We start from the raw sequence: 21748 nt of genomic DNA, 5'->3' as shown, positions 1-21748 counted from the left end.
GACACCAAGGTCTGCAACGTTCGCCTAGGCCGCAAGCCAGATAGCCCATTTCCAAGCCGTTAACACAAGCGCTGTATTAAGGCACTTTGGACAGTGACTCCAAAAATGCAGTTAAGTCTGCAATCTCCTGCTCAGACAAATTCAACTCCGAAAGAATGGCTTCACCGTCGGCGTGCAACCTTTCCGTATCAATTTCGCTATAGTGCCTGATCACCGCATCCAAGTCGATCAGGCTGCCGTCATGCATGTAAGGCGCGGTTTCGGCCACGCCCCGTAGGCTTGGCGTACGAAAGGTCCCAAAATCTGAGTGGCTCCTGCGGACACTGCGAACCACCCATGCACCTTGCTTTTCCGGATCGTCGCTCCAGTTGCCGTCCAATGTGTAAGCGTTTGAAAGCAAAAAGTTCAATCCACCGAACCGCCCGTCGTCGACCTCGGTTTCGCTCAGAAAATAGGGAACGCCTGCGTCATGGAACTCATTGTTGGAAAATCTCGGACCATTGTGGCACAACACACATTTTCCACGCCCTATGAACAGCTGAAAACCTCGCTGGGCAGCTTCGGGGTAGTTCGCAGCGGCTGCTAAATCTTGGTCCTCCAATGCATCGCGAAAATCGTCAAATTGCGTCCGGCCGGTTGCCAATGTTTCCAAGTAAGCGGATAGCGTTTTGGCAGTGTTCACCAGCACCAGTTCTGGATCTTGAATCTGGATGTCGCCAAATATGGCTTCAAAATCATCAATGTAGATACTTTCCGAGATAGCTGCCTTTAGGCTTTCTTTACTGTGCGCCATCTCTTGCTCTTCGATGATCGGATGCAAGCTAGCTGCCCACAGGCTATCGCTCTTACCGCCCCAACCGTACCAGCGGAGACCAGCAAGGTTCCGCAGGGATGGAGTGTTTCGATCTACCAGGACGCGACCAAATGCTCGCGCGTCGGACGTGGTAAATGCCTGTTCAGGGTCATGACAACTTGCACAAGTAAATGCGCCGTCGGTTGACAACACCGGATCGTTGAATAAGGCCGCTCCTAGCGCAATCGCTCTTGTATCTTTTGAAACCCTGTTGCTTGGATCCGACTGAAACGAAATTGGCCATGGTCCGAAGGACAGCGTTTGCTGAATTTCGTCATCAGACAACAGGACTTCAGAACGAACGGCCCCTGCTAGGACTACAATCGCCGCTGTCACCAGCACCTTCATTTTAGCACGACATCGAAAGTGTAGGATATCGATCGCCCACCAAAATTGGCGTCAACTCGCAGTTCCCACAGCCCCGGCATGTGCAACAGCATGTTATCTGCACGAAACACCCCATCGCCTAATGCGGTGATTTTGGGGGCGTAGTTTAGCCCGTGTTGGTGAGCAGGCATTATTGCATCGACGCGCACCTCACTCACGGCAACATCATCACAGACAGTCAGAAGAATAGAAAACGGTTGGGCCAATGGAATTTCGTCGACAGCCACATGCACCTTGGGTGCGTTTTGAATTTCCGAACTCATGCGTTGCCCTGCCGTTTCACAAGCGACGGCCGCGCCAGATGATACTAGAAACCAGACAACCCAGCGGATCATTCTGATGCCAGTAAGCGTTCTGCGTTTGCGTATGCGATGTTGTCTGCGATCTGGACCGGAAGCAAATCCAACCACTCCCGTGAAAAATCAGCATGAGGGCCTACGTAGTACCAACGCTCCGGAGCGAACGTATCCGTACCAACCATAAACCGATCCGGGTGCGCTTCGAACGCAGCCTTCCAATCTGGGTCAACACGGCCCCGCGAGACCATATCAGAGCGAAACGCAAGATCGGCCCAAAGCCTTGGATAGGTGTCCAAGGCATCAGTCACACTGGCCGGGTCGTCAAAGCCAGAGTGGGCCCACAATACCCGAGCCTCGGGCCAGGCCTCAAAAATCAGGTCAACGGCCTCTCGATCCCCGTGGTGGTGCAGAATTAGATTCCGTTCTTTTGCCAGTGCAATCATGTGCTGGATGACCGGCGTTTTGATATCATCACCATAAGCGTGAAATTCGCCGATGGCTTTGTATTCGTTCTTTGCCAGATTTGCTTCCAGATAGTCGATTACAGTTTCATCGTGCATCCAGGTGTTGATCTCACCGCGGCGACGGTAAGGGCGAAGGGCCGGAACAACGATGTCCGGCGCTGCGGCCAACAGCAATTGGGTACCGTTGTCATCCGAGCTGGAAACCAGTGCTTTGCGCACGCCTGCGTCCCGAAGGATTTTGGCAACTTGTTCGGGAGGAACCAGTTTGACGGCATCATGGCTGTAATGAATATGCGCATCGAAGATCGGTCGCTCTTCTGCGATGGCAATACCACAAAGAAGCGTTGCACCTAAAATTAAGGTATGTTTCAGCACCGCACCACCCTCAATAGCATTCAAACTCTGGCAAGCTTCACATCGAACTTTACGTGCAAGAAAGGTTCAGTGATCTTGCCAGAAAGTTCCATGCCTTCGGGAAATTCTGAAGCCGGCCTTTCAACATAAGTCATTACCAGGTCATCCCGAACACCAAACACTGTATCCTGATCCAGGTAGGGATCGTCGTCGGGGAAAATCTCGGTAACTAAAGATCGGTGCCCGGGTGCCTTAACGATATAGTGCAGGTGCGACGGTCGCCAAGGATGGCGACCGCAGGCGCGCAGGATGTCCCCGACAGGCCCGTCTGACGGCACGGTGTATTCGACTGGCTTGACGGTCGTGAATGCATACTTGCCATCCTCACCCGTGGTCATCAGGCCATGAAAAGAATAGGTGTCCTGTTCTTCATCCTGGCTTGCATACATTCCATTTGGCGCCGTTTGCCAGATGTCGAGCTCTGCACCGCCAATCGGATTACCCTCGGCATCCCTGATAACGCCCTCGGCCAGCAGAACCGGCCCATCGTAGTGACGCTTCATATCACCACCGAATGGCAGTGGCGGTGCGCCAGAAACGTGAAAAGGCCCAAGAACAGAGGAGCTTGTGGCGTCTGGAGTTGAATGGAGCATATCCACCAGCGATGACAGTCCCAACACGTCCGAGGCCAAGACAAACTCATGCCTATCTTCGGTTTCCACAGCGGCGCACCCCTCCAGAAATGCAATTCCCGTGCGCCATTCGTCATGCGTCAGGTTGGTTTCACAGGCGAAATCGTGGAGGTGCTTGACCAGAGACCCCATGATTTCACGCATCCGCGGATCAGTGTCCTTGGACAGGTATCCCATGAACACATCGGTGATATTGTCTTTGGTGACAGAGCGCATCTTGGCCTCCTTAAATCAGGGCAAGGCTGAGGATCGGGAACTCGATCAGAATGAACAGAACGATTAGCATTACAAAGGCGAAGGGCAGCGCGCCCATAAACACGTCCTTCAGCGAGATGCGGTCGTCATTGATCGTCGATTTGATGACGAAGCAGGATATGCCTAGTGGCGGGGTCAAAAGTCCGATTTCGGCGCCGACCACGGTGATGATACCAAACCAGATCAGCGACATATCCAGCGCTTCGGCCATAGGCAGGAACAACGGGACAACGATCAGGATGATGGATGCTGTATCGAGTAATGTTCCCAAAAACAGCATCAGAAGCACGTAAAGCAGCATGATCGACCAGAAGGACGCGGAATTCCCCGCAAGCAGGTCCTGCAACTGGTTGGGCAGCCCCGCCAGGCCCAGCATGCGGCTGTAGATCGAAGCCGCGGTGATCAGGAACAGGATCGCCGCTGTGATATGACCGGTTTCCAGCAGCGCGTCCCAGAACGCTTTTGGGGACATGGACCTGCGTAGGACAGCGATGATCAAAGCCACGAAGGCACCGGCTGCTCCTGCCTCGACCGCAGTAAGCCAGCCGGTGTAGATCCCGCCAAGAACGATAGTGATGATGCACAGAGTTGGTAGCGTTTTGGACGCAATCTCGCGCCCGGACATCCATTCGGTATCTGCCACGATGCGGCCACCGACGAACGCCGGTGTGAATCGGCCCATGGCCCAGATCGCGCCAACATAGGCGATCGCCAACATGATCCCGGGAATGACCCCGGCCAGGAACATGTCCCCCACGGATTGTTCAGCAACAAAGGAGTAGATGATCAGCATGGCCGATGGCGGGATGATCATACCCAAAACCGAAGACCCAGCCACCACGCCAACAGCAAAGCGTGGGTTGTACTCCTGCGCCATCATCTGCGGCACCGAAACTTTGGTGAATACGGATGCGGATGCTATGGACGACCCGGTCACGGCGGCAAAGACGGCGTTGGCTCCGACCGTGGCCATTCCAATCCCGCCTTTGACCTTGCGAAACCGCATGGTCATGACTTCGTAAATGTCCCTGCCTAACCCAGCCTTTGAAACGATGAGCCCCATAAAGGTAAACAGCGGGATAGTCGCGAAGCTATATTCCATCGCGCTGTCGCCGACCGCCACTTTCAGCAGGTTAAGCGCTAGCGTGAAGTTGTCCCGCATCAACCAGATCGACACGAACGAGACGACGCCCAAGGCGATGGGAATGTAGACGCCCGCATAAATCAGGAAAACAATGGCAACGACCGAGATCAGGCCAATCTCAATCGGCGTCATTCTGCGGCCTCGTCATGTTCAGGGGTGCGAATAAGTTGCGGACGGTCCTGCGCCGTGACGACCTTGAGCAGGAAGATCACGCAGGCAAGCGCAGTACCGCACGCGATGACCAGTTTGACCGGCCACCATGGCAATGTGAAAAGACCGGGCACTCCGAAGTAGTCCTGTGTCTGCCACATGTGTAGAAATTCAGGGAATGTCACATAGGCAATCAATGCCATGAAGATCGCCGAGATGGCATTGATGATGCGCCTCAGGTTGGCTGTCAGGCCCGGGCGACGATGGTGCAGCAGGTTCAGGAACCCGTCCGAGCGTGTTAGCCGATCTACTCTGACCACGTCTGCCAACTGCAGAAAGACGATCATCACGACCGAAAACTGCACCATCTCATAAGTGCCACGCAATGGGGCTGAAAACATGCCACGTGCAATAACGTCGACATTCAGAACAACCACCAACGCCAGGACGACGAGAGTACCCAAAGCGTTGGCGGCGATTGCTAGAGAATTGGCGACCCGCGACAGGCCAGCAACTGCGGTCTTCAGCATGAAAGGCCCCTTTCGTGGATCGCCGGACGGTTATTCGGCCGTCCAGTCACGCACTCCGGTGAAACCGGCGTCTTGAAGCTTGCCAAGGTAGGCGGCCAGCATCTCTGTGCCTTGTTCGCCGTTGTCATTCAGCGTCGCGGCCCACTCTTGCGCGACATTCGGCATGGCGTTTGCCCAGGCAGCGCGGTCTTCGTCTGAAACCTCAACGATCGTTCCACCAGCCTCAACGTAAGCATCCCGCGAAGCAGCAGCCCTGTCCATCGCGATACCGGCGACATGGTCACGGTAATCGATGGCAACCGCCGTCAACACGTCTTTGACTTCGTCCGGCAGGCTTGCCCAATAGTCTGCATTAACCGTGATGGTTTTTGAGTTCACAGCACCCAGATCGGCCTTGAGCATATACGGGGCAACTTCAGCGATCTTGAACGTCTTCGCGGCTTCGGGCCACAGCATTCCACAGTCAACCAGACCCGTCTGAAGCATGTTGTAGAAATCGGTCAGACCACCGCGTACACCTGCCGCATCCTTGATGCCTTCGAGATACCGCAAGTTGAGGCCAGCACCGGCAATCTTGCGACCCTCAAGGTCCGTAACCGAGGCAACAGGTTCCGTACAGAAAATCTGATACGTGTCCAGAACAACACCCGTGGCCAGATAGACCTGGTTCTGTGCGGCAAACTCGTTCTGCATCGCCGGGTATTCGCGCGCGATTTCATCTACAGCCTTGGCCACGGCACGGGAATCCGATGCCACAAAGGGTGTCGATCCCGAAATACCCTGGCTGGGCAGCTTCGAGGAATGGAAGATGGTTGTGACGATGCCGATGTCTCCAAGGCCCAACTGGATCCCTTCAAGAACGCCTTTCGGCTTTACGATTGAACCGCCATAATTCTCTTGCCAGTTCATCTTGTAGTTGCCGGCGTCAGCCAGTCGTTTGTCCACTTCCGGAATGAAGAAGTTGGTGAATTCTTTCACCCACAATGCCCGGTCTGGGTAGCCATCGATGACAACGGCAGAAATAGTTTCCTCTGCTGCGGCGGGCAGCGCCATGACGCTTGCCAGAGCAGCTCCGATAAGGCTGCGTTTGGTCCAGATTTTCATTTCTCTCCTCCCAGAAAGTCGGGCCTCTTGTCGTTATTTGTTTGTTTTGACCCAGTTGACGGTCAGGTCCGTGCCTGCCGCTTCAAATAGTTTTGCGATGGCGCAATACTTGGCTGTTTCTTCGCCCACCCGTGTCAGCTCCTCCTGACTGGCGGGCGTGTCACATTTCACGGTGAGTTCGATTTCTGGAAACGGAACATCGATCTCCTCCTCCATCAGAACACCGCGCCGATCCAACCTGCATTTCGCGTCGATTGTCACCGTGCCAAGATCAGTTCCCAACCGGTGCGCATTCTTGTGCCCGATGACATTCGTACAGGCGATCAAGGCTGCCATTGCGGTTTCGGTCGGAGACGGGCCAAGATTTGTTCCGCCGCGTTCGACGGGTTCGTCGACAACCACATCAAGATCGCGAATTGGGATCTCGGTACGCGCATGTGTCGGGCATTGAGCTGTCGTTCGGTAAGTCACGACAGGTTTCACTTTCATGGCCACGGGGTTACCTCCTCATGCATATGAGCAAACCTTTTCGAATGGGAAACGCGGAAGCTTCTGGAACAAGCCGGTTTCATCCGCGTAGCCTAGATTGCAAAGAAAATTGGACTTGAGAGTTGTGCCCGCGAAGAACTCCTCGTCGACGATCTTGTTCGAAAAACCTGACATGGCGCCGACGTCCAACCCGACAGCCCGGGCCGCAATCATGAAGTACGCGCCCTGCAGAGTGCCGTTTCGGTAGGCCGTGTCCGCGACGAATTCGGGTTTGTTTTCAAACAAAGGCCGACGATCTTCGTGCGGGAAAAGAAACGGCAGTTCCTTCCAAAAGTCCAAGTCGTAGGCAATGATCGCCGTGACTGGTGCATCCATCATCTTTGGCACGTTCTTTGGCTTCAACGACTTGGCAAGCCGCTCTTTTCCCTCTGCGCTTTTCACGAAAATAAAGCGCGCAGGCAGCGTGTTCATGCTGGTCGCGCCGTTGATCGTGATGTCATAGATCTCTTTAAGTAGGTCGTCAGAAACAGGCTTGTCGGTCCACGCGTAGTGCGATCTGGATTCGCGCAGGATCAAGGCAATCGCGTCATCCGACAAACGTGGAATTCGTTCGCGCAGATCGCGATGATCCTGCTGGGCCTTGGCGCGAAGTGCCTCCAGCTCTGCCCCGGTCGGTGCACTCATGCTGCGGCCACCCTTGATTTGGCGTCCTTTTCGTCGATGATCGGGCTGGCGCAGATTCCAATGCCCTCAATTTCCACCTCGACGGTTTCACCCGGCTTCAACCAACGGGGATTGGGTTTTTTGGCGTGCCCGACACCCGGTGGTGTACCCAACGCAATCAGGTCTCCGGGCTCCAGAGTGGTATACTCAGAAATCGTCGCAATGACCTGACGAACGCCCCAGATCATGTTGGCGGTGTTCGAGCTTTGTAGGATTTCATCGCCCACGCGGCTTTCGATCTTCAGACCAGACGCCCCTTCGGGCAGTTCGTCCGGCGTTACGGTGAAAGGACCGATCGCGCCCGTATCATCAAAGTTTTTGCCGGGCGTCCACTGAACGGTTTTGCGCTGATAGTCCCGCAGCGAACCATCGTTGAATACAGTGTAGCCAAAGACATAATCCAGTGCGTCCTCTTCCGAGATATGCCGACCTCTTTTTCCAACGATCAGCATAAGCTCGGCTTCGTAGTCTAGCTTCTCAGAACAGGTAGGCCGCACCATGGGCTGCCCCGCCGCCATGATCGAGTTTTTCCCGCGCATGAAAAGCGTCGGATACTCCGGAATATCATATCCGCCTTCCTTGATGTGGTCCGTGTAGTTCAAACCCATGCAAATGATCGTGCCGGGCGCGACCACCGGCAATGCTGGCTTGATAGACGACACAGGCACACTGTCTGCGGCGGAGATTTGGTCAGACAGTGAGTCGGCCAGCTCAGGCTTGGCTATCAAACCCATCAAATCCGAACCGACGGCAGGGTCCAAAGCCGTTAAATTCACTGCTTTTTCACCGTTCACAGCAAAGACCGCAGTGCCTTCCGAGGTTTCTCCCACCAGGTATTTCATTTTCACCATCCATGTCAGTTCGCTTGATTTTTGCCGACTATTTTGCAATATGTCAAATAATATCGATATTTTGGAGATCCGCGATGGTTGCTTGGGCAGATTACAAATCAGAAGCGAAAAGCCGAGGCGCACTGGCACTGGAGCTTTATGTTGCACTCAGCACACCGACCAAAGCGCCAGAAGACGTAAAAGCATCCCTTCCGGATCACTTGGCGTATCAGGCGGATCTTGAACGCGCGGGAAAGTTGGCTTTTGCTGGGCCGATGTCGGATGAGACCGGTGAGCATATGCAAGGGGTTGGCCTGATCATCTATCGCGCTGACAGTCTTGAAGCCGCGCGGAAGTTGGCCGAGGGCGACCCCATGCACAAAAGCGGGGCGCGCAGCTTTGTACTTCGGCGCTGGATGATAAACGAAGGATCGCTGAACCTTTCAGTTGGTCTATCGACTGGCACGAGCGCCCTCAGTTAAGAGCACTCAAGAGTTTTTGCCGCCAAAAAGGAACAGTCGGATATGGACGCCATGCTTGATACCGAGGGCAAAGAGACATCAGCCACTCATGGTGCGTATCGAAGGCTGCGCGAAATGATCCTGACCGGCGAATTGCCGCCCGGACAAAAACTTAAGATCGAGCAGCTCCGCGGCCTTCTAAGCACTGGCGCAAGTCCAGTTCGCGAGGCTCTTAGCCTCTTGACCTCGGACATGTTGGTTGAACGGATTGACCAGCGCGGGTTTAGGGCTGCGCCCGTGAGCAAGAGTAACTTCGAGGAAATCCTTCTGTTGCGCTGCAACCTCGAGGAAACTGCGTTGCGCGCCTCCATCGCCAACGCGGATGCCGCATGGGAGGATCGGCTTGTTTTGCGTCACCACCATATGAAAAAGGCCGGCCAAAATGGGGCACACGACTTTGAAGACGCGCACAAAGCGTTTCACATGGCGTTGTTGGACAATTCGAAATTACCACTGCTGCTGCGGTATTGCTCGCAGCTCTACGACCTGAACATTCGCTACCGCTATCTGGCAGCCGGCGGGTCGAGCTACAAAAAGCGGGACATCGCCGCTGAACATCATCACATTCTGGACGCCGCACTAGATCATGACGCAGACAGCGCGACCAAGCACTTGATCGATCACTACCGTCGAACTGGTGAATACCTGAGCAGCCAGATGGATTCCTGAAATGCAACGGAATTGGTTTCTGGGCGATCTGTTAAACCAATTGCTGGACCGTCCTGACAAAAGGCGTGGCAAGGATGACAAACGATCCATTGCTGAACTTTGCGAGGCGCTTTTGTCCACAGAAGGTGAGGTATCAGGCTTCACGCTCGCGTCCACCATTCTTGATCGCTACCAGACCCTGGATGACGCGGGAAAGCTGGACTTTTTTGTCTACTTGAATGACCAGCTTGAGTTAGACGCTGACAAACTCGCTGACACGGCGCGCCTCTATGCCAATGATAAAAGTGTCGATCTATATCAAAAGCTTAGTGAATCCGCAGAACCCAGGCGGCAAGAGTTATTGCGTCGGTTGAACCAGCCGTCTGGTGCGACGCAAGAACTTGTGGCAATGCGCGTTGATCTGTTGCGCTTTCTCAAATCCAATGCCGAACTCAAGCGAACCGATATTGATTTTGTCCATTTGTTGCGAAGCTGGTTCAATCGGGGCTTTCTTGTTCTCAAGCAAATCAGCTGGGATACGCCTGCCCGCGTTCTGGACAAGATCGTCGCATATGAGGCGGTTCACCAGATCCACGATCTGGACGACTTGAGGCGCAGACTCTACCCACCTGACCGTCGTTGTTTTGCGTTCTTCCACCCTTCAATGCCCGATGAGCCGCTGATATTTGTCGAGGTGGCCCTTACAACTGAAATCCCGGGCGCGATCGATACGCTTTTGTCTGAAGCTCGAGAACCGATTGAAGCCGAGCAGGCAAAAGTCGCGGCGTTCTACTCCATTTCAAACTGCCAAAAGGGTTTAGCAGGAATCAGTTTTGGGAACCTGTTGATCAAACAGGTTGTGACCGAGCTTTCGCGAGAGCTTCGAGGGCTTGATACCTTTGTGACACTGTCGCCGATACCGGGGCTGAACCGGTGGTTGGCTGGTGAAACAGAACAACCCGTACACGGACATGCCGCCGAGGCCGTATTAGCAGAAACAGCCGCGCCACAGGACGTGCGCGCTATGGCCGCCCGGTATTTGTTGCTTGCAAAGCGCGAAGATGGGATGCCGTTAGATCCCGTGGCCCGCTTTCATCTGGGCAATGGTGCTGAACTTCATGAGCTGCACGCTGACGCAGATCAGTCGCCAAATGGGCGCGCCCAGTCCGGAGGCGCGATGGTCAACTACCTTTACGATTTGAACAAAACCGAACGTCACCACGAAGAATTCGCGACACGTGCCACGATCCAAGCCTCGCGTTCAGTTCGTGCGGCTTCAACTGCGGCGCTTGCGATCAAACCAAGGGAAAATACAGCGTGACCAATACCCTCTACGACAGCTTGTTTGCCCTCCACGAGGGCAACAAAGCTCCATTCCTGCAACTTGATGATGGCAAGGTGGTTTCCTATGACGCGTTTCTGAAGCGCGCCGCACAGATCGCGCATGTTTTGCAGAACAGCGGAGTTTCTCCTGGGGATCGCATCGTCGTGCAGGCCCCCAAGCTGGCTGATACGATTGCGCTCTATGCTGCTTCAGTTCAGGCAGGTGCTGTCTACCTGCCACTTAACACTGCCTACACCATGGCAGAGTTGGACTACTTCATCTCTGATGCTCAACCGGCGATGATCATTTGCGACAGCGACGATGAAGCTGAAATCAAAAAATTGGCAGCCCAATCGGGCGCAAAGCTGCTGACCCTCGGCGGCGATAGTCCAAGCCTAAGCCTAGAGGCTGACGTACAACCCTGCGTATTCGAAACCGTGGATCGCGCACCGGACGACCTTGCGGCTTTGCTATATACATCAGGCACTACGGGCCGTTCGAAGGGTGCAATGCTAAGTCAGCGAAACCTGCTGTCCAATGCCCAAGCTCTTGTGGAATTGTGGGCCATCACCAGCGCCGATCGCCTGCTTCATGCGCTGCCAGTCTTTCACACACATGGGCTTTTCGTGGCGATGAATACGTCATTGCTCGCAGGTGCCAAAGTTCGGCTTATGGAAAAATTCGACATTGGCATGATCTTGGAAGAGTTGCCCCACTCGACCCTTCTGATGGGTGTCCCCACTTTCTACACCAGATTGCTTGCGGATGACGGTTTCACCAAAGAGGTCACAGAGAGCATGCGTTTGTTCATTTCTGGTTCGGCCCCATTGCTAGCCGAGACCCACCTAGCGTTCGAAACGCGCACCGGCCACCGCATCCTTGAGCGCTATGGAATGACCGAGACGAACATGAACACCTCGAACCCCTATGACGGTGAGCGTCGCGCAGGAACTGTCGGCTTGGCGCTTCCCAGCACCGAGGTGATCGTTACCAAACCCGAAACTGGAGAACCGCTGCCCCGGGGCGAGGTTGGAATGATCGAAGTACGAGGGCCCAATGTGTTCCAAGGCTATTGGCAAATGCCCGAGAAAACCGCCGAAGAGCTACGGGAAAACGGGTTCTTCATCACCGGAGATCTGGGTCAATGCAGCGAGGATGGTTATCTGTCGATCGTTGGTCGGTCAAAAGACCTGATCATCACTGGTGGTTACAACGTCTATCCCAAAGAAATTGAAGACGTCTTGAACGACATCGACGGCATCCTGGAATCGGCAGTTTTTGGCATTCCCGACATCGAATTTGGCGAAGCTATCATTGCCACTCTGGTTGCCGAGCCCAGCGCGCAACTTGACATGGAACAGATCGCGGTGACCATCAGAGACAAGCTGTCGCGCTTCAAACACCCCCGCCGCTACGAACTTGTCCCGGACCTGCCGCGCAATACAATGGGAAAGGTCCAAAAGAACGTTCTGCGCGAACAGTACGCGCAAAAAGAACTGCCAATGGGTGTGTCCTAGCAGCCCGCTGAAAAACTCAAACCAACCACGACCCTTTGATCTGACAACCTCTCACTTCGAACTGCCAACTCATCAGGAGACTTACAATGACTCGCATGACGGCAAAGGACTTCGACCAGGAACTTCTGGACCTGTACGACTTTTATGCACACGGCAAAATCACCAAGCGCCAGTTCCTGGACCGCGCCGGTAAGTTCGCGGTTGGTGGTTTGTCGGCGGTCGCGCTGCTGAACATGCTCAGCCCGAACTACGCGCTGGCGGAGCAGGTTTCATTCAACGATCCCGATATCCATGCAGACTACATCACCTATCCCTCACCAAATGGAACTGGCGATGTCAGGGGGTACCTTGTCAGACCGGCCGGTGTGGATGAGCCCCTGCCCGCGGTGCTGGTGATCCACGAAAACCGTGGCCTAAACCCTTACATTGAGGACGTGGCGCGCAGATTGGCGAAAGCCGGATTTATGGCACTGGCCCCAGACGGCCTGACGTCGGTGGGCGGATACCCAGGCAACGACGCGGATGGGCGCGAACTGCAAAAGAACGTCGACCGGGTCGAGTTGATGAACGACTTCTTCAATGGGTTCGAATACCTGTTGAACCGAGAAGACTGCACTGGAAAGGTCGGTGCCGTCGGTTTCTGCTACGGCGGTGGCGTAGTCAGCGCAATTGCCGTGGCCTATCCCGAACTGGCCGCAGGTGTCCCGTTCTACGGGCGCCAACCAGCGGCCGAAGATGTGGCCAAAATTCAGGCGCCGTTGCTTATTCAGATGGGAGAGCTTGACGAACGCATCAACGCGGGCTGGCCAGATTTTGAGACTGCTCTAAAAGCCAACGATAAGGTTTACGAAGCCTATTTCTACGAAAATGCCAACCACGGCTTTCACAATGACAGCACGCCACGATATGATGAGGAGATGGCAAACCTGGCTTGGGACCGAACCATTGATTGGTTTAATACCTATCTGAAGTAACTGCGGTGAGCTGCGAAGACAACCTTGCGTTGGTATCGCTATGCGGACGCCCACAGTTCTCCGAGAACAATTAGCGAGAAGCCCGAGCTTTATGAATTCCGTGATCAAAGGGGCAGTCGAGCGGCGAATAGTTTTGCCGCTCGGCGACAGCTCAGAATTTGTTTTTGATCCATAGGGTCCTTCATTAGCGCACAGGTCCTGTCATCTGCGACTCAAAGGCTCTCCATCAAATCAGTCAAACGGCCATTTCTTTCCGTGTGGGAAGATGACAAAAAGTAACCAGCGAATAACGGCGTTGAACCCAGATATGCATCTAATTGCAGCCGCGCATAACACCGCGCAGTTCAGCGAGACCTCTCATCCTGCCAATTAATGGGTAGCCAGGCTGCGACGGACATGTGAGATCGCTCAGCAAGGCATGGCCATGGTCCGGTCGCATGGGAATTTCACAATCTGATCGACCCTGATTTCGGCGCCGTTGTTCCTCGGCTAACAAAGCGCGGATCGTTGCAACCATATCGGTGTCTCCTGCCAGATGTTCGGACTCGGAAAAACTGTGGCGATTGCTGTCGCTTGGACCCTCACGCACTGTATTTCGAAGATGTACAAAGTGGATTCGATGACCAAGCTGAGCAATGAATGATACGGGGTCGAAGTCTTTAGCGACTCCCAGTGAGCCAGTACATAGTGTCGCCCCATTGGCCGGGCTGTCGACAGCATCCAGAACGGCGGCGTAATCACTTTGCGACGACATGACTCTTGGCAGCCCAAGCAAGGGAAAAGGTGGATCATCGGGATGGCAGCATAACCGGAGGCCAAGGCCTTCAGCCGTTGGAACGACTTCGGACAGGAAATCAACCAGATTGGACCGGAGCATTTCCGTTGTCACGCCAACATATGTGCCTAGGTGTCGTCTCACGTCCTTAAGAGACCAATTGTCGTTTGCGCCCGGCAAACCAGCGACAATATTGTTCGACAGGCTCCGGCGATCTCCATCGCCGAGGTCTGCAAACCTAGCTTGAGCAGCTTCTATGATCTCGGCTGAATAGTCTCGCTCTGCGCCCTTCCTGCATAGGATAAAACAATCGAAAACAGCAAAATCAACAAGGTCAAACCGCATCGCATTCCCGCCATGCGGCAACGGATAGTTCAGGTCAGTTCGCGTCCAATCTAGCACTGGCATGAAGTTGTAGCAGACCGTGTGAATACCGCATTCTGCCAAATTTCGCAGACTTGTCTTGTAGGCCTCAATGTGTTGCCTCATCGGGCCAGTTTGCGATTTGATTGCTTCAGACACCGGAACACTTTCAACGACATCCCAAGTCAGCCCAGACGGAACGCCTTCGGGCTGTTCAATCTGTTGCTGCCGCTCTTTGATGTGATCGACGGACCAAACCTCTCCTGTTGGAATATGATGCAAGGCTGAGACGATGCCGGTTGCGCCGGTTTGCCTGATTTCGCCAATCGAAATAGCATCGGAAGGGCCAAACCACCGCCAGGTCTGTTTCATGGTCTTGCTCCTAGATCGTAGAGGGCCACCATCACCCCTCATCTCTCCCGAGATTCACATCGACAGGAATGAGCGCGCCTTTGTGGCGGACGACATGGCTTGCAAGGCGACATCCTTGCCGTATTCCGTCAGTTAATTCATCGGCCCTTAAAACGCTTGCCAATACACCAGCATTAAAACTGTCCCCTGCCGCGGTGGTATCGACAACACCTGTCACTGGATCAACGTCAACCTCACCGCGTTGACCATCTTTCTGAAAGACCACTGGCTGAGCACTGTTTTTGACGACAATCTGATCAACACCAATCTCTGCATATCGGTTCAGCGTTGCAATTGAATCGCTATCCCCGAACCACTCGGCTTCATCATCGTAAGATGGTAGAACGATATCAGATTGTGCCGCAGCCATCATAACCGTGTCTGTCATTTCTTGCGGCGTAGACCAAAGCCGCGGTCTCAGGTTCGTGTCGAAAGCAACGGTCATTCCGTACGCTCTGGCACGACGCAATGCATCAAGCAGCTTTTCGCGTGATTGTGGATCGAGAATGGCGAGGGTTATTCCAGACAAGTAGATTAAGTCTGCGTCGCCAACTGCCCGCCCAAGTGCAATTTCATCGACCGCGAGTTGTCTGGCTGCGGAGTCGTTGCGCCAATAGGAAAAACTGCGCTCACCATTGTTGAGATGGATGAGATATAGCCCAACCGTCTTGCCTGCGATGACTTGGACGTGCCTGTCGGATATCCTGCTGTCTTTCATGAACGTTCGCATGTCCTGCGAGATCGCATCGTCTCCGACAGCGGTCAGATAGCTGACGTCTATATCTGATGCGACTTGTGCAAGATACCATGCTGTGTTGAAGGTATCGCCTGCAAAACCAAGCTTGAACTCACCGATCTGATCTGATGGGGCAAGTTCTGCCATGCACTCCCCGATTGCCAAGAAACGCATGTCAGTTACAGAAAATCGTCGCGACGGGGTGTGAAACTGTCGACCAATGTACCGGGCTCCAGACATATGCAGCCATGGGTTTGGCCAGACGGGATGACAAAGCTGTCACCGGGGCCAAATTCTTGTTCGCGTTCACCAAGTGTGAAACGAAATCGTCCGCTCTCGACATAGGTTGCCTGAACATGCGGATGGCTGTGCAGGGCACCAATCGCCCCGGTCGCCTGAAACCGGAAGGCGACAACCATGAGGTCCGAATGATCAGATAGGACCTGCCGCGTGACGTTTTCGCCGGTCGAGACGATCGGGAATTGGGACACCGGGTCTCTCCTTTTCTACTATGAAAACAGCATACCACCGTTGAGATCAATATTTGCGCCCGTGATGAATGCACTGTCCTCGCAGGCCAGGAATAGAACGAGATTCGCTGCGTCATCCACATGACCTTGACGCTTAAGCGGCGCGTTGGCTTCAAAGCCGCGACGACCTGCATCAGGTGTGTGAACGTTGTGAAAATCGGTGTCGATCATGCCGGGGCAAAGCGCATTTACTCGAATGTCGGGGCCAACTTCCTTTGCCAAGCCCCGTGTCATGGTCATGACCGCGCCCTTGGCCGTAGCGTAAGCCACGGCACCTGGCCCACCGCCATCACGCCCGGCTTGGCTGGCGAGATTCACAATAGTCCCTGACGTCATCCTGGACAGGCAGGCCTGCGTCATCAGGAATGTACTGGTCAGGTTCAGGGTCATCACGGCGTCCCAATGCTCAACTGACATTTCCGCAATGGTTTTACGGGCGATCAGACCGCCAGCGTTGTTGACCAGAATGTCCACGCCGCCAAAAGCTTCGACAGTGCGGAATACCAGCGCGTCAACATCCGCCTTCTTGTTCAGGTTGCCTTGCAAGGCAATCGCTTTACCGCCATTGGCTTCGATTGCTGCAACGGTTTCCTCCGCGCCGTTCGAGCTGGAAAAATAGTTGATTGCAACATTCGCGCCTTCAGAGGCGAGTTTGATCGCAACGGCGCGGCCAATATCGCGGCCTCCTCCGGTCACGATGGCGGTCTTACCTACAAGTTTCATGTCGATCCTTCCTATTGCAAAGCGCGAGCTTCGCTTTTGTCATGGGTCTAGTTTGGCCGCCTTCGGAATACGCTCAGAGCGCAACCGAAGACGCCACTAACGGAATGCCCCCGGCATAACTGTCTTTGGGAGCCACAGAATGATTTCGGGAAATGCTGCCAACAGAATGAGGATGACCAGCATTGGGGCAAGGATGAGCACAACCTCTCGCAGGACTTGCACAACATTTAGGCCGCCAATCGCTGCAGAGATAAGCAAACACAAGCCGTAAGGTGGCGTCACAAGCCCAAAGGCAAGCGAGACGATACCAATGATGGCGAAAGCGATTGGATCAACCCCGCCCGCCTGGGCCACAGGCATCAGAACCGTGCCAAGAATGATGATTGTCGGGATTGCATCGATAAACAGACCAAAGAGCAGAAACAGCAGGGCAATCAGTATAGCTGTTCCAAAAGCTCCGAACTCCCATGCGGTCAAAACACTCACGATCAGGCGCGGCGCATCGTAGAAGGACAGTAGCCAGCCGAATGCCGACGCTGTGCCGATCGCAAAAAGTGAAATGGCTGCAAATCGTGCCGTATCGTAGAGGATGAAGCCCAAGTCTTTTGGTGTGACCGTCCGATAGACAAACATGCCCAGGATCAGCGCATAACCCGCTGCGATGATTGCACTTTCAGTTGGCGTGACGAGGCCGCCCACGATACCGCCAATCACAAAGACCGGCGTCAAAAGAGCCAGTGCGGCACCTTTCCAAGCGGCCCAGAACTCACCCCAATTAGGCGTCGCTGTCACCGGGTAATTGCGAGCTTTTGCGAAGCCATATACCGTGGCCATCAAGGCGAGGCCAATCATCAGGCCTGGAATCGCACCGCCCAGAAACAAAGCGCCAACAGAGACCTGCATGACACCGCCCCAGACAATCATCAGGATCGACGGCGGGATGATGACCCCCATCACCGAAGAGCACGCGGTAATGGCAATGGCAAACCGTGTATCGTATCCTTCTTTCTGCATGGCAGGGATCAGGATTTTTCCGATACCCGCCGCATCTGCTGTGGAAGATCCGGAGATACCTGCAAACAGCATCGACACAGCGACATTCACATGGCCCAATCCGCCAGGCATCCAGCCGGTCAACACCCGTGCCAGTTCGATCAACCGGTCGGTTACCTTGCCGGAATTCATCAGGTTGGCTGCCAATAGAAAGAATGGAACGGCCAACAGGATAAACGAATTATAGGATTGGAACATCCGATCCAGCACGATGAATGGCGTCAGCCGCAGCTCAAGCAACACAACCGGAAGAGTCGCCAAACCCAATGCGAATGCCACTGGGATACGGATGAAAATCAGCACCAGAAAGCCCGCAATAAGCATCGTGGCGGCAGTTGCAGTATCGAGGATCATGCCCGGTTGCTCTCTCGGTTAAGATATTTCGCGACGGCTTCGGACAACCGGTAGCCTGACAAGAGAAACCAAAATCCTCCGGCAATCGGGACCGAGATGTGCGTAATCGCAAGATTGGCGCGCATCATTACGGACCGCTGGTTGCCCCCAAATTCGGTGTATTCGATGCCGTAAAACAGGAAGAACGCCCCAAAAATCATGATGGCAACGTGTACAATGCCGTCCTGAAGCAAACGTGGCAGCGGTCTCATCGCATTCCGGGTGATCCGAACGTCGAAATGCGTGCCGTCCCAGACAGCAACAATCGACCCGATCATCACAATCCAGACGAACAGGAACGTCGCCAGCTCTTCGGTCCAAAGGTAAGTTGGGATCAAACCAGTGTAGCGAGAAACAACTTGCATGGCGACCGGTATCGCCAATGCCCCCATCATCACACCAAGCAATATGCGAAGCCCAGCGCAGAACTTATCCAGATATTTTCCAAGCATGTTCCGCCCTACTCCGCGATGTGACGCGCCAAGCGCATCGGAAATTGTGCCGACAGGCGAGCTTGAAGACTCACCCGCCCGTCAGCCGGGAGATTACATTCCGCGAACGTTATTCAGCAGCTCTGTCGCGCCCAGCTCTTCCGCATAGGCGTCCTGGACCGGCTGAACCAATTCCAGCATTTTCTCGCGGCCCTCGAACTCATGCACTTCGATCTGACCTGCGTCGATCATCGCCTGAAGTTTTTCACCGTCCTGGCCGCTCTCTAGCGCGCGACCAAATGCACCGGCCTCAGCGCCAGCTTCCATGATGGCGGCTTGCAGGTTCTCAGGCAGTTCATCGAAGATTTTTGCTGACATCACAATTGGGCGCACGGTGATCGTGTGCTGGGTCAATGAAACATGCGGCGCGACTTCGTAGAACTTCAGGTTCTGGATTGAGGCAGCTTCATTTTCGAACCCGGCGATTACGCCTGTTTGGATTGCGTTATAGACTTCGTTGTAGGCGATGGCAGATGGTGCCGCACCAACGGCCGAGAATGTCTGCGCCTGAATCGGCGCCCCCATGACCCGCATGCGGTGTCCTGCAAGTTCATCCATGTTTGTGATAGGCTCGGCAGAGGCCAGATTCCGCACACCGCCGCCGTGATAACCCACAATCACAATGCCCGCGGCTTCGCGCAGATCATCCTCAAGAGGTTTCAGTGCATCCGACGAAAGCACCGCATCCCAGTGTTCAAGGTCACGGAACAGGAACGGCATATCCATCAATGGAATGGACTCTGAAAACACGGCCATATTGGACGGAGCCAGGATCGTATAGTCTACAGCAACACCCTGATTGAGGTAGGTGACGTAATCAGATTCCACCCCAAGCTCACCATTCAGGCGCAGATCAAATTCCACCTCACCATCGTAGTTCTCGGCAACCAGGCGCTCGAACTCTCGCAGTGTCTTAGTGAAGGCGTGCTCTTCATCAAACATGCTCGCGCCGCGCAGTGTTACATCAGCCTGCGCAATTGAAACCCCGCTTAGCAAAACAGCCGTCGCAGCCATAGTCTTTAGTGAAAAATTGAACATTCTATCCTCCCAGATCAAGTTCAGGTCTTGTTTTCTTCCAGTCGCCTTTGACTGGTGATCGTGTTCGAAGCCTTTCAAGCGACCATGCCAGACCAGTCTTCACCCAAATCTGGATGATCTGATGCCCTCCCAGCCAGCCCGATTGCTCCGCCCTCGTTATGGGCATACACAACACGACAACTTGGATACTAGTCAACATAAAAATTGATACCTACTTTGCGTATTCTGTATTTTTCATTTAAAAACATGGAAATTATTGTCGTCTAGTATCCTATTTTGATCTATTATTTACCTCGTTGATCTGCCACAATGCTGTCAAACAGAGGTTGGAATACAAAAAATGGTAGCATTGGGAACTCTTGAGCGCACGACGAGTAGCGATGTCGTCTTTGACGAACTGTTTGGACAAATCACCCGGCTGGAACTGCTCCCTGGCACAAAGATATCCGAAACGGACGTAGCAAAGTCATTCGGGTTCTCACGTCAACCTGTGCGAGAGGCTTTCACACGGCTAGCCAACCTCAATCTCCTTTTGGTGCGGCCCCAGCGCGCAACAGTTGTTCGGCCGTTTTCACGGCAGCTCATCGCGAACGCTCGCTTCGTGCGTGCTGCGGTCGAATTGGAAGTTATCCGCGCTGCCGCGTTAGATCGCGACAAATCGGTTGACGCGGCATTGAAAGCTAACCTTCGCAAACAGGCGGAAGCAATTTCAGCGGAAGATGTCAGCTTGTTTCATGATCTGGACTATCAGTTTCACAAACTGCTTTGCGCTTCGGCCAAACAAGAGTTTGCGTTCGAAATTATTGCCGAGAACAAGGCGCAAGTTGATCGCCTTTGTATGCTGGCACTAACTAGCAAAAAAGCAATGGATGAGTTGTATGTGGATCACCAATCTCTCTTAAAGAATCTTTTTGACGGTGATGCAAAGGCGGCTGATCAAGTCCTTCGTACGCATCTTGAGCGTTTGACTCCAACGATCCAGGCAATTTACACGACGCACAACGCCTACTTTGATGAATAGGTAGCTTCGTTTCGAGCCGCACTTTTTTGTGCCTTACTACTCCGCTGTTCAACGTACAACGGGAGGCATGTGAAGCGATCTCTGGTTGAGTTCCCGACCTGCTGTGTATGAGTGGCGGTGCTGTCAGACGAATTCGAACCAGTCTCAGTTTGCCGCGGAAACCGCGAACCTATCCGGAACAGAGTTGACGCCACTCGCTAAGAGCGGCGGCGCGGGTCAGCTTGAAGGTGTCTCGACTGGCTAGCGATCTTTCCTGGTTGAAGTGGTTGTAGACAGAGGAATGGACGGAGGCGAATTTCTGCAAACTTCGCATGCGCCTGAAGCGCTGCATGGCGCGTTCGCGTCGTCGAAACGGCAGGTGCGAATTCTCGACGCGGTTGTTGAGCCACCTGCCCGTTTTCTGTTTTTCGAGTGCACCCATTTCTCTGAGCGCAGCCTTGTAGGAAGCGAAGCGATCTGTGACGATCTCTTCGGTGCAACCATGTCGCTTCATCAATTTCTGGAGGAATTTTAGTGCTGCAGCTTTGTTACGACGCTTCGTGACGACGGCCTCAAGCACCTCACCTTCGTGATCGACGGCACGCCAGAGGTAGTGGCGTTTGCCGTTCACTTTCACGAATACTTCGTCTACGTGCCACTTCCATTTTGAAAAAGCTCGGAGTCGCTGAACCCGTTTTCTTCGGATCTCTGATGCAAACATCGGGCCGAACCTGTTCCACCAGTATCGGACAGTTTTGTGGCTCACGTCGATGCCTCGCTCGTGCAGCAGATCTTCGACATTCCGAAGCGAGAGCGGGAAACGGATGTACAGCATCACCGCAAGGCGGATGATCTCGGGACTGGTTTTAAAGTACTTGAAAAAGGCAGGTCTGGTCATGGGCAAAAGCTACGCAACACCCCAACCCCGCTCAAGCAATGTTCTTCTGACAAGACCCTCGAAGCGGTCATTCGCTGCA

Annotated in this window: 24 protein-coding genes; 6 read left to right on the top strand and 18 right to left on the bottom strand. The window is 54.0% G+C overall.

The genetic code is table 11. The features are described 5' to 3' along the window. Positions 1-76 precede the first annotated feature (76 nt). The 10 genes from AC2FLA_RS00555 to AC2FLA_RS00510 all read right to left on the bottom strand — a co-directional run bounded on the left by AC2FLA_RS00555 (position 77) and on the right by AC2FLA_RS00510 (position 8286). Entirely contained in the window at positions 77-1201 is a 1125-nt protein-coding gene (locus AC2FLA_RS00555) for a cytochrome-c peroxidase (protein WP_496719686.1), read from the bottom strand. Next, on the bottom strand, positions 1198-1503 hold the full coding sequence (locus AC2FLA_RS00550) for a hypothetical protein (protein ID WP_496719684.1): 306 nt from the start codon (positions 1501-1503) through the stop codon (positions 1198-1200). Before AC2FLA_RS00550 ends, AC2FLA_RS00555 begins: the two co-directional genes overlap by 4 nt. A gap of 68 nt (positions 1504-1571) precedes the next feature. Then, on the bottom strand, positions 1572-2378 hold the full coding sequence (locus tag AC2FLA_RS00545) for an amidohydrolase family protein (protein ID WP_496719683.1): 807 nt from the start codon (positions 2376-2378) through the stop codon (positions 1572-1574). 20 nt (positions 2379-2398) lie between these two features. Next, complete coding sequence (locus AC2FLA_RS00540) at positions 2399-3265, bottom strand: dioxygenase family protein (RefSeq protein ID WP_496719681.1); 867 nt, start codon at positions 3263-3265, stop codon at positions 2399-2401. A gap of 10 nt (positions 3266-3275) precedes the next feature. Next, on the bottom strand, positions 3276-4580 hold the full coding sequence (locus AC2FLA_RS00535; protein ID WP_496719679.1) for a TRAP transporter large permease: 1305 nt from the start codon (positions 4578-4580) through the stop codon (positions 3276-3278). Beyond that, the gene (locus AC2FLA_RS00530) at positions 4577-5128 is read right to left on the bottom strand and encodes a TRAP transporter small permease subunit (RefSeq protein WP_496719677.1); all 552 of its coding nucleotides are present in this window, start codon (positions 5126-5128) and stop codon (positions 4577-4579) included. The genes AC2FLA_RS00535 and AC2FLA_RS00530 overlap by 4 nt, the downstream gene beginning before the upstream one ends. A gap of 30 nt (positions 5129-5158) precedes the next feature. After that, entirely contained in the window at positions 5159-6232 is a 1074-nt protein-coding gene (locus AC2FLA_RS00525) for a C4-dicarboxylate TRAP transporter substrate-binding protein (RefSeq protein ID WP_282154300.1), read from the bottom strand. Positions 6233-6265: 33 nt separating this feature from the next. Next, the gene (locus tag AC2FLA_RS00520) at positions 6266-6721 is read right to left on the bottom strand and encodes an OsmC family protein (RefSeq protein ID WP_496720456.1); all 456 of its coding nucleotides are present in this window, start codon (positions 6719-6721) and stop codon (positions 6266-6268) included. Positions 6722-6739: 18 nt separating this feature from the next. Next, positions 6740-7405 carry a malonic semialdehyde reductase gene (locus AC2FLA_RS00515; RefSeq protein WP_496719675.1) on the bottom strand — a complete coding sequence of 222 codons (666 nt, stop codon included), beginning with the start codon at positions 7403-7405 and terminating at the stop codon, positions 6740-6742. Beyond that, complete coding sequence (locus tag AC2FLA_RS00510; RefSeq protein ID WP_496719673.1) at positions 7402-8286, bottom strand: fumarylacetoacetate hydrolase family protein; 885 nt, start codon at positions 8284-8286, stop codon at positions 7402-7404. Before AC2FLA_RS00510 ends, AC2FLA_RS00515 begins: the two co-directional genes overlap by 4 nt. An 83-nt stretch (positions 8287-8369) precedes the next feature. Here AC2FLA_RS00510 and AC2FLA_RS00505 point away from each other — a divergent pair, with 83 nt between their 5' ends. The 5 genes from AC2FLA_RS00505 to yghX all read left to right on the top strand — a co-directional run bounded on the left by AC2FLA_RS00505 (position 8370) and on the right by yghX (position 13258). Then, positions 8370-8756, top strand: a complete 387-nt coding sequence (locus AC2FLA_RS00505; protein ID WP_108862230.1) for a YciI family protein — start codon at positions 8370-8372, stop codon at positions 8754-8756. 51 nt (positions 8757-8807) lie between these two features. Then, the gene (locus AC2FLA_RS00500; RefSeq protein ID WP_496719670.1) at positions 8808-9464 is read left to right on the top strand and encodes a GntR family transcriptional regulator; all 657 of its coding nucleotides are present in this window, start codon (positions 8808-8810) and stop codon (positions 9462-9464) included. A gap of 1 nt (position 9465) precedes the next feature. Then, complete coding sequence (locus tag AC2FLA_RS00495) at positions 9466-10764, top strand: malonyl-CoA decarboxylase (protein ID WP_496719668.1); 1299 nt, start codon at positions 9466-9468, stop codon at positions 10762-10764. After that, the gene (locus tag AC2FLA_RS00490; protein WP_496719666.1) at positions 10761-12284 is read left to right on the top strand and encodes a malonate--CoA ligase; all 1524 of its coding nucleotides are present in this window, start codon (positions 10761-10763) and stop codon (positions 12282-12284) included. The genes AC2FLA_RS00495 and AC2FLA_RS00490 overlap by 4 nt, the downstream gene beginning before the upstream one ends. An 86-nt stretch (positions 12285-12370) precedes the next feature. Next, complete coding sequence (yghX, locus tag AC2FLA_RS00485) at positions 12371-13258, top strand: YghX family hydrolase (protein ID WP_496719664.1); 888 nt, start codon at positions 12371-12373, stop codon at positions 13256-13258. 313 nt (positions 13259-13571) lie between these two features. Here yghX and uxuA read toward each other — a convergent pair whose 3' ends face one another. The 7 genes from uxuA to AC2FLA_RS00450 form a co-directional block, all read right to left on the bottom strand. Continuing rightward, complete coding sequence (uxuA, locus tag AC2FLA_RS00480) at positions 13572-14768, bottom strand: mannonate dehydratase (RefSeq protein WP_496719662.1); 1197 nt, start codon at positions 14766-14768, stop codon at positions 13572-13574. Between the two features lie 31 nt (positions 14769-14799). Next, positions 14800-15717 (bottom strand): sugar kinase, encoded by a 918-nt coding sequence (locus tag AC2FLA_RS00475; RefSeq protein WP_496719660.1) that lies wholly within the window; start codon positions 15715-15717, stop codon positions 14800-14802. A gap of 5 nt (positions 15718-15722) precedes the next feature. After that, positions 15723-16034 (bottom strand): cupin domain-containing protein, encoded by a 312-nt coding sequence (locus tag AC2FLA_RS00470; protein ID WP_496719659.1) that lies wholly within the window; start codon positions 16032-16034, stop codon positions 15723-15725. 18 nt (positions 16035-16052) lie between these two features. Beyond that, positions 16053-16796, bottom strand: coding sequence for a 3-oxoacyl-ACP reductase family protein (locus tag AC2FLA_RS00465; protein ID WP_496719657.1), 744 nt, complete (start codon positions 16794-16796; stop codon positions 16053-16055). Positions 16797-16892: 96 nt separating this feature from the next. Next, positions 16893-18203 (bottom strand): TRAP transporter large permease, encoded by a 1311-nt coding sequence (locus AC2FLA_RS00460; protein WP_496719655.1) that lies wholly within the window; start codon positions 18201-18203, stop codon positions 16893-16895. Then, a complete protein-coding gene (locus tag AC2FLA_RS00455) occupies positions 18200-18694 on the bottom strand; it encodes a TRAP transporter small permease (RefSeq protein ID WP_496719653.1) in 495 nt (164 codons plus the stop codon). The genes AC2FLA_RS00460 and AC2FLA_RS00455 overlap by 4 nt, the downstream gene beginning before the upstream one ends. Positions 18695-18787: 93 nt before the next feature. Next, entirely contained in the window at positions 18788-19771 is a 984-nt protein-coding gene (locus AC2FLA_RS00450) for a TRAP transporter substrate-binding protein (RefSeq protein ID WP_496719652.1), read from the bottom strand. A gap of 340 nt (positions 19772-20111) precedes the next feature. Here AC2FLA_RS00450 and AC2FLA_RS00445 point away from each other — a divergent pair, with 340 nt between their 5' ends. Continuing rightward, complete coding sequence (locus AC2FLA_RS00445) at positions 20112-20792, top strand: GntR family transcriptional regulator (RefSeq protein ID WP_113788851.1); 681 nt, start codon at positions 20112-20114, stop codon at positions 20790-20792. 169 nt (positions 20793-20961) lie between these two features. Here the strand turns inward: AC2FLA_RS00445 and AC2FLA_RS00440 are convergent, their stop codons facing one another. Continuing rightward, positions 20962-21669 (bottom strand): IS6 family transposase, encoded by a 708-nt coding sequence (locus tag AC2FLA_RS00440; protein ID WP_496719650.1) that lies wholly within the window; start codon positions 21667-21669, stop codon positions 20962-20964. Positions 21670-21748: the final 79 nt, after the last annotated feature.

This window comes from Ruegeria sp. CDSA033 (assembly GCF_059612305.1).
The sequence above is the reverse complement of the archived record's forward strand: the minus strand, read 5'-3'. Positions and strand labels throughout refer to the sequence as shown.